This is a genomic window from Pseudomonas allokribbensis (genome assembly GCF_014863605.1).
GTDB classification, from domain to species: domain Bacteria; phylum Pseudomonadota; class Gammaproteobacteria; order Pseudomonadales; family Pseudomonadaceae; genus Aquipseudomonas; species Aquipseudomonas allokribbensis.
In genome coordinates this window covers 2,572,568-2,584,535 of the sequence record NZ_CP062252.1, presented here as the reverse complement: position 1 = coordinate 2,584,535, position 11,968 = coordinate 2,572,568, and the positions used below count along the sequence as shown (strand labels likewise).

The following is an 11,968-nucleotide window of genomic DNA, read 5'->3' as shown; positions in this document are numbered from 1 at the left end:
GGGGGTAACCTGCTGTAAATTCGGGAAAAAGGAGCGCGCAGCGGCGAATCCGTGCGGCCACGCGCAGCCCGGAAAAGCTAAAACATCGGGGCTTGGGTGTCTGACATGGGAAGCGGGGACAAGACCCGTGACCGGCCAGTCATGGCGCCGATCCGCGGGAACCGCGAATCGGCGCCGATGTCGCTCAGAGCCGGCGTTTGCGATTGAGCGTCGGTATGGTGGTTTGAGGGACTTCCACCTGCGTTGACTGCGCCGAAGTCTGAGCCGCCAGAGCAGCCAGGGTCGGCTGGCTGAACAGCGTCCGGGCATCGACGTGCAGCCCGGCCTGACGCATGCGCGCCACCAGACTGACCGCCAGCAACGAATGCCCGCCGAGTTCGAAGAAGTGGTCGTTGCGCCCGACCTGCTCCAGTTGCAGCACCTCGGCCCAGATCTGCGCCAGCCTGATCTCGACCTCGCCTTCGGGCGCCTCGTAACGACGACTGAGCACCGCTTCTGCCCCCGGTGCCGGCAAGGCCTTGCGATCGACCTTGTCGTTGGGGGTCAGGGGCAACGCATCGAGCTTCACGTAAGCGCCCGGCGCCATGTACTCCGGCAAGCGCTCAAGCACATGGGCGCGCAAGGTTTCGATGCTGGGCGCATCGAAGCCTTCACGCACGGTGAAATACGCCACCAGCCGCTCATCCCGCACCAGCACCACCGCTTCACGCACCGCTGGATGCTCGATCAGCCGCGCTTCGATTTCCCCCGGTTCCAGACGCAGGCCACGCAGCTTGACCTGGAAGTCGTTGCGCCCAAGGAATTCGAGATTGCCATCCGCTCGGTAGCGCACCAGATCGCCGGTGCGGTACAGGCGATCACCGGCCACGAACGGGCTGTCGATGAAGCGCTCGGCCTGCATCTGCGGCAGTCCCAGATAACCGCGCGCGACTCCGACCCCGCCGATGTGCAGGTGACCACTGACGCCGAATGGCACCGGTTGGTCGTGGGCATCCAGCACATAGAGACGGGTGTTGCTCAACGCCTTGCCGATTGGCACTACGGCCTCCGGCACCGATTGATCGGGTTCAAGCGTCCAGCCGGTGCTGTCGACCGTGGTTTCGGTCGGCCCGTAAACGTTATGCAGACGCACCCATGGCAGGCGCTCGCGGACACGCCGGGCCAGTGCGGCGGTCAGTTCGCCGCCACCGTTGAGCACGTCGGTCAGGCTGGTGCACTGGCTGACATCGTCCTGTTCGACGAACTGTTGCAGCAGCGCTGGCACGAACTTGACCACGGTGATCTGTCGTTCGCGAATCACCTGGGTCACATACGCCGAATCGCGGTTGCCGTCGGGACGCGCCAGCACCAGCCGCAGGCCGGAACACAGCGGCCAGAAGATCTCCCACACCGAACTGTCGAAGCTGAACGGCGCCTTCTGCAACAGCGCGCCGTGCTCGGTCGGCGGGCTGATCTGCGAGCCCCAATGCACCATGTTGCAGGCGCTTCGGTGTTCGATCATCACGCCCTTCGGCGTGCCGGTGGAGCCCGAGGTGTAAATCATGTAGGCCAGGTTCGCAGCGCTCAAACCCGGTACGTGCAGGTTATCGGCCGACGCGTCCTGCCAGGTGCAACGGTCGAAATCGATGACCGGCACGCCCGGATCGCCCAGCAGATGGCGGGTGGCTTCGTGCACCAGCACCGCCACCGGCGCGCTGTCCTGCAACATGTAATGCAGGCGTTCCAGCGGATAGTCCGGGTCCAGCGGCACATACGCACCGCCGGCCTTGAGAATGCCGAGCAGGCCGATCACCAGGTCCAGGCTGCGCTCGACACAGATCGCCACCCGAGAATCGGGCTGCACACCCTGCTCGCGTAGATGATGCGCCAGACGGTTAGCCTGCTCGTTCAATTGGCGATACGTCAGCTGTTGATCCCCGGCCTGCAAGGCAATGGCGTCGGGCCTGCGTTGCGCCTGCTGTTCGAACAGCACTTGAAGCGGCTGATCGAGCGGGCAATCGACTTCGCTGGCATTGAACCCGACCAGCAGTTGCTCAAGCTCCGCCAACGGCAGAATCGGCAAGCGATTCAGCGGTTGTTGTGGTGTCTGCTCCAGGGCATCCACCAGCGTCTGCAACGCGGTCTGCACATAGTCGCCGATGCGTTGCGCGCCGATGTTGATCAGGGTCCGTGTGGTGATCTGCAAGGCGCTACCCAGATCATCGACACTCAAGGTCATCGGGTAGTTGGTGCGTTCTTCGTTCTCCAGGGTCTGGATGCCTTGCCAGGCTTGGTCCGACGCCTCTTCCTGCGCCTCAAGGTCAGTGTGTCGATAGTTGAGCAACGCACTGAACAGCGGCGCCGGTGACGCGACCCCGCTGCAACGCTGGGCCAGCGCCAGTGACGCATGTTCGTGCCCGAGCAAGTCGGTCAGTCGGGCGTGGGTGAGCAGCACCGCATCGCGCGCGCCCCGGTCCATGTCCACCCGCAATGGCAAGGTGTTGATGAACACCCCCAGCGCGCGGTCCGCGCCCTCGCCGCCCTGCATGCGGCCCATAAAAACGCTGCCGAACACCACATGTTCCTGCCCCGACGTCGCCGCCAGCACCTGCGCCCAGGCCAGGTGAATCAGACTCGCCACGCTGACGCCTGCCTGCCGCGCCTGAAGGCGCAAGCGCCGGTCCAGTTCAGGCGCAAGCGTTCGCACGGCTTCGTCGATGCCGCGACCGTCGCCCTGCACGTCCTGCAAACCGAAAGGCAGGGTCGGCTCGTCGATGTCGGCGAGCATCTCGCGGAAAAACGCTTCGTGTTCCTGTTCGCTGACGCCCAGTCGTGTCTGCGCCACGTAATTGCGGTACGGCACCGCCGGCGGCAACGGTTCACTCAGCCCCAACAGGTTGGCGCGCATTTCATGACGCAAGACTTCCAGCGCGATGTGATCCAGCGCCAGGTGATGGAACAACAGAATCGCCACGATCCGCCCGTGGGCCGGGTCGCGTGCATACATCAGCCGGATCAGCGGCGCCTGACTGACGTCGATGCGATAACGCCGGGCATCGAAACGCGCGTGCAGTTGCGCGAGGACATCGCCCTCGGCCGGATCGAGGGTGATTTCCTGCACCGGCAGTTCAGCTTCGCGCCAGACCACCTGCACCGGTGTGGTCAAGCCTTCCCAGACCACGGCGGTGCGCAGGATATCGTGCCGCGCCATGACCTGACGCAATGCAGCCGCGTAGGCCTCGACCCGCTCGACACTGTCGAACGCCAGCTGCGATTGCAGCAGGTACGGATCACCCTGCGCGGCGGTGATGTGGTGATAAAGGATGCCTTCCTGCAACGGCGCCAGCGGATAAATGTCCTGCACGTTGGCCGCCCCACCCGGCACCGTGGCGATGATCCGGTCGAGAGTGGTCTGATCCAGTTCTACCAACGGCAACAGGTCCGGCGTGATTTGCGTGCAGCCCGGCGGAATGCGGTTGGCCGGCACTTCGACCTCTCGGCCAGTGCCCACCGACGCGGCCAGTGCCGCCAACGTCGGCTGGCCGAACAACACCCGCACATCACTGCTCATGCCGAGCTGACGCATGCGCTCGATCAGGTTGACCGCCAGCAACGAGTGCCCGCCCAGTTCGAAGAAGTGATCGTGACGCCCGACCTTTTCGACTTGCAGCACCTCGGCCCAGATCTGCGCCAGGAGGATTTCGACGTCACCTTGCGGGGCTTCATATTCGCGGCGGATCAACGCCTCAGGTCCCGGTGCAGGCAACGCCTGGCGATCCAGTTTGCCGTTGGCCGTCAGCGGCAACACCGCCAGGCGCACGTACGCCGACGGCAGCATTGCGCTGGGTAGACGGGTTTGCAGATGGGCATGCAGTTGTGTGATGTCCAGCGGCTGGCGTTCGGTGAACCAGGCCAGTAACTGCCCGTCGCGCACCTGCACCACCGCATCGCGCACGAATTCATGGCTGCTCAACGCGGCTTCGATTTCACCGGGCTCAATGCGCACACCACGGATTTTCACCTGATCGTCGTTGCGGCCCAGGTATTCGATAGTGCCGTCCGGGCGCCAGCGTGCGAGGTCGCCGGTGCGGTACATCCGCGCGTTGGGCTGGCAGCTGAATGGATCGTCGAGAAAGCGTTCGGCGGTCAGCTCCGGCCGGTTGAAATAACCCCGCGCCACCCCGGCGCCACCGACGTACAGCTCGCCAGCCACGCCAATCGGTACCGGCCGCTGTCGGTCATCCAGCAGATAGGTCGTGGCATTGCTCACGGGTTTGCCGATGTGCAGCGTCCGACCCGGTTCGATTCGGCCCGAGGTGGCGACCACGGTGGCCTCGGTCGGGCCATAGTTGTTGATCACCGCGAACGTCTGCTCGCGATTGAACTGGCGCAGGCGATCACCGCCGATCAGCAGCGTGCGCAGGGTCGGGTGTTCGAGGTGGCGGCTGAAGGCGTATTCGGCAATCGGGGTCGGCAGGAAACTCACGTCCAGCGGTTGCGCACGCCACCAGTCGAGCAGCGCGTCGATGTCTTCTCCCCCGTCGCGGGACGGCGCCAGGTGCAGGGTCGCACCGGCACACAGCGCGGGCCAGACTTCCCAGGCCATGGCGTCGAAACCGAAGCCGGCGAGGCTCGAGGTGTGGCGACCGGCGCACAGATCGAAAGCAGTGCAATGCCAATCGATCAGGTTCGACAGGGTCTGATGCTCAACCATCACGCCTTTGGGCTGGCCGGTGGAACCGGAGGTGTAGATCACGTAGGCCAGATGCGCGGTGGTCAGGCCCGAGACCTCGGGGTTGAGATCGTTGACCGGCCAGATGCGCGCGTCAATGTCGATCACTGGCACATTCAGCACCGGCAGCCGTTCGCGCAGATCGCGCTGGGTCAAGACGACGACCGGAGCGCTGTCGCGCAATAAATAGCTCAAGCGCTCCGCAGGATGGGCCGGATCAACCGGCACGTAACCGGCGCCGGATTTGAGGATCGCCAGCAGCGCGACCAGCGTGTCCAGCCCTCGGCGGGCGACCAGCGCCACGCGGTCATCGGGCCGTACACCGAGCCCGATCAAGTGATGGGCCAGGGCGTTGGCCTTTCGGTTCAGCTCGGCATAGGTCAGCCGTTGTCCCTGAAACTCTGCGGCCACCGCCTCTGGCCGCGCCGCCGCTTGCGCTTCGATGCGCTGATGGATGGTCAACTCGTTGGGGTAATCCGCGCGCGTGTCATTCCACTGCTGCAGCAACGCCGATTCGGCTGGCAGGCTCAGATTGAAATCATCCAGCGCCAGGTCAACATTCTCCAGGCCCTGTTCCAGCACCAGCAACAGGCGCCCGGACAGCGCTTCGATCTCATCGGCGCCAAAATAGGCTTCGTTGTAGACCATGTACAAACTGTCTTTGTCGTTGTTGAGGGTGCTGAGCAAATGCACCGCCAGCGGCGTGCCCTCCTCGTGGTTCGAGACCTTGATGACCCGCGCCTGAGCCTCGCCGTAGCGGTACTCGTGAACATCCTGCTCGTAGGACACCGTCAGTTCGAACAGTTGGGAGCGATCCTCGCGCAGCAGGCCCAATGCACGATTCATTTCGCTCAGCGGAAAACGCTGATGACGGAAATCGCGCTTCAATTCGTCACGGATCGCCGTGATCAATTGGCCGAACGACAACGCCCGGCCAAACCCCATCCGCACTGCGCTGACCTGAGTGAACAGCCCGAGCGTGGACTTGAACCGGGCACCGGAACGGTTGAGCAGCGGCACCCCCACCACCCATTCGTCACGCTGGGCGGTGCGACTGAAATACACGTGCAAGGCTGCCAGCAACACATGGAACGCCGACCCGCCGTATTCGCGAGCCACGTACTTCATGCGTTCGTGCAGTCGTGCGGGAAAAGCCTGAGAGAAAATCCGGGTCGGGGCCGGGGCACCGGCAAAGCGTTCCTGATATCGGGGCAGCAATAACGGCTCGGGAAGGTTGCGGTACTTTTCCAGCCAGTACGTCCGGTCGTGGGTATAGCGTGCCGACTCGTAATAACGCGCATCGTCATGGATGAAATCAACATAGGACGGTGCCGAGTCCGGCGGCTGTTGCCCAAGCGCCAGCGCGTTATAGATCTCGTCCAGCGACTTGAGCATCTCGCCGAACCCCCAGCCGTCGACGATCAGGTGATGGGCGAGGATCGACAACCAATGATGATCGGCATCGAGACGGATCAGAAGAAACCGGAACAACGGCCCGCCGTCCAGCGTGAACGGCTGCTCGATGCGTTCCTGAATCAGCCTGCGCGCCGCGGACTGTGGATCGGGCTGCGCGCAAACGTCATGGATTGGCATCGGGGTCGGCAAGGACTGCGCAAAGCGCTGCAGGGGCAAGCCGTGCTGGCCGGCGCCCGGCAACAGAATCGTGCGCATGGCGTCGTGCCGGGCCACGAGACCTTCCAGAGCCGCTTGCATCAGCGCCGGATCCAGTGGGCCGGTCAGCTCGACGTAGCCGCCGATGTTATACAGCGGTGAATCCCCCTGACGCAGTTGATCGAGCCAGATGTCGCTCTGGGCGGCAGTCAGCGGGAAGGCCTCGGAAATCGCGGACAGACCGTCCGCCGCATCGGCAGCAAATTGGTTCATAAGATCCGTCTCATGTGATTTGGCGCGTATTCAAGCATCGGCCCCGAAACCCGCATGACACGTGAAACCCGGACAACTCCCCCCTCTTTGCCCTGCCCTGCGGGCTGACAGGCCTCGACTGGCCGGCCATCCCACCAAAAGTTCGGAAAGAAATGACTGAAAATCCTGTAGGACAATCGCCATCCACCTGCGCTGACTACGACTTCGCAATGGTGGGAAACGGCGCTCTGAACCCCGGTTTTCGGGGTTTCCACTAGACCGCACAGTCACGTCCTACAGGCTTGTCACCCTAGGACTGACAGAAACGTGGCGCCATTAATCCGGAAATAGTGGCACTTTGTGTCCCCGTTTTCCCCTACAGACGTAGGACAAATGCATAGGCTTAAATCCCGCTCCAGATCGATTTCAAGGAGAAATGATTGGGTGGCGGCTTCACAGGTGCATGCACGGCAGACGATTCGGCTATGGCTTTAAATCAAGGATGACAAAGATATGAATCTGACCGGCAGTCTTCGCAACATGGACAACCCGCACTTCTATTGGCAGCTGGGCGAGTTGATCGCCAGCACGGGGAACGAGCGTTTCGCCACGAACATGTTTCAGTTGGTCGACACCCTGGTGCCGGTCAACCGGGTGGATCTCAGCGAATGGACACTCGACGAGCGCGAGGCCAGCGTGGTCGAGATCAAGGCATTGGGCAGCGCCGGTTTGCCGGATACCTTCCCGCCCCCGGATCCCCTGCAATGCCAGGACGATCATCCGCTGTTGCAGAAGATGATCGAGATGAATGACTCGCTGCTGATTCAACTCAAAGCTTCGCTGCAGCAACGACACCCGCACCGCAGCGTCCATCAGTGCAATCTGGTGTCACGCACCTCCAACCGCCGCTGTGTCATCTCGTTCTGTCGCCCTCACACGCACCGGGTGTTTTCCCTGCCGGAACTGTCGTTTCTCAAAAGCCTGTCCGACACCCTGCTGCCGTTGATCGAGCGTCACGCGCAGATCCGTCGGCAAATCGTCGCCCGACAACCGCGCCCGCTCCAGGCCGATCAGGAGCAGACACCGTTGCAACAGGTGTTCGACGAACGCCTGGCGCTGGGCGACATCACCCTGTCAGTGCGCGAGAAGGAAGTCTGCCTGGGCTTGCTGACCGGCGGCACCGTGCCGCAGATGGCCGAGCGGTTGCGGGTCAAGAACAGCTCGGTCGAGACCTACCTCAAGCGCGCGGCCGCCAAGCTCGGGGTCAGTGGTCGTCACGGTCTGGCGAAATGGATGGCCGGGGCCTGATCCGGCGTTTCTCTCATCATGGGCGCCCGGCGCCCGCTCTCATTCGTGAACGAGGCTGTTTGATGTCCAGGTTGCCGATCTCCCTGCTGTCCATGGCGTTGCTGATGGGCGGCTGCTCGCTGATTCCCGACTACCAGCAGCCCGCGTCGCCCAGTGCGGCGCAGTATCCAAAAGGCCCCGCCTACCCTGCGCCAACCCAGGCCACCAGCGCGGTCGAGGACTGGCGCGGATTGTTCAATGACCCGGCATTGCAACAGTTGATTGAGAGCGCGCTGGTCAATAACCGCGACTTGCGGGTCGCCGCGCTGAACGTCGAGGCGTTCCAGGCGAAGTACCGCATTCAGCGCGCCGATCTGTTGCCGGCGGTCTCGGCCAATGCCAACGAACTGCGCCAGCGTGTGCCGGCGAGCGTGACCAAAACCAAAGCGGCGATCACGTCGACCTACTCCGCCAACCTTGGCATCAGCGCCTACGAACTGGATTTCTTCGGCCGGGTGCGCAGCCTCAGCGATCAGGCGTTGATGAGCTGGCTGGCCACCGAAGAAGCCCGGCGCAGTGCGCAACTGAGCCTGGTGGCGAATGTCGCCAATGCCTACCTGACCTGGCGCGCCGACCAGGAGTTGCTGGCCCTGGCCCGAGAAACCCTCGCCGCCGACGAGAAAAGCCTGCGCCTGACCACGCGCAACCGCGAGGCCGGCAAGTCCTCGGCGCTGGATCAGATCCAGGCACAGACCAGCGTCGACAGCACCCGCGCCAGCCTCGCCCGCTATCAACGCCAGGTCGCACAGGACTTGAACAGCCTGACGCTGCTGGTCGGCGCGCCGGTTCCTGAAACTCTGCCGGCACGTCCGCTGGACAGTGATCTGGTGGCGCAAGTACCGGCCGGGTTGCCGTCGGATCTGCTGCAGCGCCGGCCGGACATTCTCCAGGCCGAATACAAGCTCAAGGCGGCCAACGCCAATATCGGCGCGGCCCGGGCGGCGTTCTTTCCCAGCGTCAGCCTGACCGCCAACGCCGGCACTTCCAGTCGCGACCTGTCGGGGCTGTTCAAGGGCGGCTCCGGCGCCTGGACGTTCCAGCCGCAGATCAGCCTGCCGATCTTCAACGCCGGCAGTCTGCGCGCCAGTCTGGATTACGCGAAGCTGCAAAAAGACATCAGCGTCGCCGAGTACGAAAAGACCATTCAGACCGCCTTCCAGGAAGTGTCCGACGGACTCGCGGCGCGCCAGACCTACCAGCAACAACTCCAGGCCCAGCGTGATCTGGTGCAGGCGACCCAGGACTATTACGACATGGCGCAGCACCGCTATCAGACCGGCGTCGACAGCAGCCTGACGTTCCTCGATGCCCAGCGTTCGCTGTTCAGCTCCCAGCAGGGCTTGATCACTGACCGATTGGCGCAACTGGTGGCGCAAGTGAACCTGTACACCGCGCTGGGCGGCAGCTGGAGCCCGGTTGAACCGTCGCCGCAATAACCGCAGGTCATGTTTTCTTACACCTTTTGTCGCCCGATCCGACATTGGTTGGTGATCAAAAACCGACCTGGCGGTTCATTTTGGTATCATGCGCCGCTTTTACGGTTAACCCCCCGCCTGTCTTGCTGACCGGCGGGCTGCAAAGGGCGGTATTAGATGACGGCTTTGTTGACTCGCCGCAAGGTGCTTGCGGGAATGGGCGTGCTTGGTCTGGGCCTGCTCGCCGGCTGCGACACCCGTGGCCAACTGTCGTACAAGTACGGCAAGGATCTGAGTGACAAGATCCTCGGACGCACCTTCAAGCTCAAGGACACCGAAGGCAACACCGTGACGCTGTCGAGCTTTCGCGGCCTGATGCCGATGATCTTCTTCGGTTTCACCCAGTGCCCGGCCGTCTGCCCGACGACACTGGCCCGCGCGGCAAAAATCAAGAAGCTGATGGGCAAGGATGGCGACATCCTGCAAGTGGTGTTCATCACCCTCGACCCGGAACGCGACACGCCGCAAATCCTCGACGCCTACGTCAAGACCTTCGACCCGAGCTTCGTCGCCCTGTACGGCACCCTTGAGGAAACCAAGGCCACCGCCAAGGAATTCGACGTCTTCTACGAAAAAGTCCCTGCCGGCGACACCTACACCCTGTCGCACACGTCTACCAGTTATGTCTACGACACCCGCGGCAACCTGCGCGTGGGTCTGTCCCAATCGCTTTCTGCACAAGAGTGTACGGAAGACTTGCTTACCGTCATGGAGGTCTGCTGATGAACCCTTTTCTGAACAACATCAAACGTGCTGCTCTGGGCCTGTCCCTGCTGGGCGTGGCTTTCCAGGTTTCGGCGCAGACCAAGGTCGATGACGCCTGGGTCCGTGCAACCGTGCCAAACCAGTCGGCCAGCGGCGCGTTCATGACCGTCACCGCCGACAGCGACAGCAAGCTGCTCAGCGTTGCATCGCCGGTGGCCAAGGATGTGCAGATTCACGAAATGACCATGAAGAACGACGTCATGAGCATGGGCCCGGTCAACTCGGTCGACCTGCCGGCCGGCAAGGCTGTGAAGTTCGATCCGAACGGCTACCACGTGATGCTGATGGGCCTGAACGGTCAACTGAAGGAAGGCGACAACGTGCCGCTGACCCTGACCGTCGAAAACGCCAAGGGCGAGAAACAAGCCATCGAAGTCCAGGCGCCGGTGCGCTCGCTGACCAACATGGAAGGCCACGATCACAGCAAGATGCATTGATCGCTGACTGACAGTTTTACGGCTTCAAAAACAAACGGGGCGGCATGATCGACGATCATGCCGCCCCGTTTGCATCTGGATGTCAGACCAGTTTCAACTCGACTTCGATATTGTTGCGCGTGGCCTTGGAGTACGGGCACACCTGATGCGCCGCATCCACCAGTTGCTGCGCCGCGCCGCGTTCCATGCCCGGCAGGCTCACATTGAGACGTGCCTGCAACAGATACCCTCCCGAGTTGGTGCCCAGGTCTACTTCGGCATCCACCGCAAGGTCCGCTGGCAGGCTGATTTTCTGTTGCCCCGCCACCGCTTTCATCGCGCCGATGAAGCACGCCGACCAGCCGGCAGCGAACAGTTGTTCCGGATTGGTCCCACCGCCGTTGGAGCCGGGGGACGATAGCTTCACATCGAGAATCCCGTCGGAACTGCGCGACGCCCCGTCACGTCCGCCGGTGGTGTGGGTCTTTGCGGTGTAGAGGACTTTTTCGATCTGGCTCATGGCGATCTCCTGAATGAATAACAGCAGATTGTTCACTCGGCGCCTCCCGTCGCAGCCTTGAGGTGCGCCAACCCGTTTCACACAGCCCTCTCACTATAGACGCGAGTTTACTGCTCACCCGGGCAACGGACGTGCGGGCAACCGCCTTCGTTATCCGGCCAATGAATGCAGAGAAGTGATCGGGCACGACCCTTATGGAAAGCATGCTTTACATCGGAAATATCTTAAGCGACTATGTAAAGCGTCTTTTACATAGGAGTTTGGACATGAACCGATTCAACCGAGAGATGGCTGCGGCAATGGTTCTGTACGCAGTGGTGCTGCTGGCATCGCAATTCGCGTTGATTTATCTGGCGGATGCCAACGCTTACCTGCGCGGCGTCATCGTGCTGATGCCGATGATTCCGGTCGGCTTGTTCTGCTGGACGGTCGTACGCGACATGCGACGTCTCGACGAAATGTATCTGCGTATCCAGTTCGAAGCCCTCGGCTTTGCATTCGCCGCATCGGCCCTGCTGACCTTCACTTACGGTTTTCTGGAAACGGTGGGCGCCCCGCATATCCCGTGGTTGTGGGTCTGGCCGGTGATGGGCGCAATGTGGATGATCGGCCTGCGCATCGCCCGGCGCCGCTACCAATGAAGAACCGCCTCAAGGAACTGCGCGCCGAGCGCAAATGGTCACAGGTGGATCTGGCCGAACGTCTGAACGTTTCGCGCCAGACCATCAATGCGATTGAAAACGAACGCTACGACCCGAGCCTGCCTTTGGCGTTCCAGATTGCCCGGGCGTTCGAGATGCCGATTGAGAGCATCTTTGATGACTCGGTGAGTTGATACGAAAAGTCCGCCCGTCAGCACAGGCTGCCGGGC

Annotated in this window: 8 protein-coding genes; 6 read left to right on the top strand and 2 right to left on the bottom strand. The window is 62.4% G+C overall.

The window, feature by feature from the left end; translation table 11 throughout:
* Positions 1-184 precede the first annotated feature (184 nt).
* On the bottom strand, positions 185-6,595 hold the full coding sequence (locus IF199_RS11925; RefSeq protein WP_192560482.1) for a non-ribosomal peptide synthetase: 6,411 nt from the start codon (positions 6,593-6,595) through the stop codon (positions 185-187).
* Positions 6,596-7,087: 492 nt separating this feature from the next.
* Here IF199_RS11925 and IF199_RS11920 point away from each other — a divergent pair, with 492 nt between their 5' ends.
* The 4 genes from IF199_RS11920 to IF199_RS11905 all read left to right on the top strand — a co-directional run bounded on the left by IF199_RS11920 (position 7,088) and on the right by IF199_RS11905 (position 10,598).
* Positions 7,088-7,882 (top strand): helix-turn-helix transcriptional regulator, encoded by a 795-nt coding sequence (locus IF199_RS11920; protein ID WP_096820562.1) that lies wholly within the window; start codon positions 7,088-7,090, stop codon positions 7,880-7,882.
* A gap of 62 nt (positions 7,883-7,944) precedes the next feature.
* Positions 7,945-9,357, top strand: coding sequence for an efflux transporter outer membrane subunit (locus tag IF199_RS11915; RefSeq protein WP_192560481.1), 1,413 nt, complete (start codon positions 7,945-7,947; stop codon positions 9,355-9,357).
* A 156-nt stretch (positions 9,358-9,513) separates the two neighbouring features.
* Positions 9,514-10,119 (top strand): SCO family protein, encoded by a 606-nt coding sequence (locus IF199_RS11910; protein WP_102622132.1) that lies wholly within the window; start codon positions 9,514-9,516, stop codon positions 10,117-10,119.
* Entirely contained in the window at positions 10,119-10,598 is a 480-nt protein-coding gene (locus tag IF199_RS11905; protein ID WP_192560480.1) for a copper chaperone PCu(A)C, read from the top strand. Before IF199_RS11910 ends, IF199_RS11905 begins: the two co-directional genes overlap by 1 nt.
* A gap of 82 nt (positions 10,599-10,680) precedes the next feature.
* Here IF199_RS11905 and IF199_RS11900 read toward each other — a convergent pair whose 3' ends face one another.
* Complete coding sequence (locus IF199_RS11900) at positions 10,681-11,097, bottom strand: organic hydroperoxide resistance protein (RefSeq protein WP_096820709.1); 417 nt, start codon at positions 11,095-11,097, stop codon at positions 10,681-10,683.
* Positions 11,098-11,363: 266 nt separating this feature from the next.
* Between IF199_RS11900 and IF199_RS11895 the strand changes: the two genes are divergently transcribed.
* Both IF199_RS11895 and IF199_RS11890 read left to right on the top strand, forming a co-directional pair.
* Positions 11,364-11,738, top strand: coding sequence for a hypothetical protein (locus tag IF199_RS11895; RefSeq protein WP_096820558.1), 375 nt, complete (start codon positions 11,364-11,366; stop codon positions 11,736-11,738).
* A complete protein-coding gene (locus IF199_RS11890; RefSeq protein WP_096820557.1) occupies positions 11,735-11,932 on the top strand; it encodes a helix-turn-helix transcriptional regulator in 198 nt (65 codons plus the stop codon). The genes IF199_RS11895 and IF199_RS11890 overlap by 4 nt, the downstream gene beginning before the upstream one ends.
* Positions 11,933-11,968 lie beyond the last annotated feature (36 nt).

What these genes read in the sequence shown, in the direction of transcription:
- IF199_RS11925 (WP_192560482.1), bottom strand. Translation starts at nt 6,595, where the DNA reads ATGAACCAATTTGCTGCCGATGCGGCGGACGGTCTGTCCGCGATTTCC.
- IF199_RS11920 (WP_096820562.1), top strand. Translation starts at nt 7,088, where the DNA reads ATGAATCTGACCGGCAGTCTTCGCAACATGGACAACCCGCACTTCTAT.
- IF199_RS11915 (WP_192560481.1), top strand. Translation starts at nt 7,945, where the DNA reads ATGTCCAGGTTGCCGATCTCCCTGCTGTCCATGGCGTTGCTGATGGGC.
- IF199_RS11910 (WP_102622132.1), top strand. Translation starts at nt 9,514, where the DNA reads ATGACGGCTTTGTTGACTCGCCGCAAGGTGCTTGCGGGAATGGGCGTG.
- IF199_RS11905 (WP_192560480.1), top strand. Translation starts at nt 10,119, where the DNA reads ATGAACCCTTTTCTGAACAACATCAAACGTGCTGCTCTGGGCCTGTCC.
- IF199_RS11900 (WP_096820709.1), bottom strand. Translation starts at nt 11,097, where the DNA reads ATGAGCCAGATCGAAAAAGTCCTCTACACCGCAAAGACCCACACCACC.
- IF199_RS11895 (WP_096820558.1), top strand. Translation starts at nt 11,364, where the DNA reads ATGAACCGATTCAACCGAGAGATGGCTGCGGCAATGGTTCTGTACGCA.
- IF199_RS11890 (WP_096820557.1), top strand. Translation starts at nt 11,735, where the DNA reads ATGAAGAACCGCCTCAAGGAACTGCGCGCCGAGCGCAAATGGTCACAG.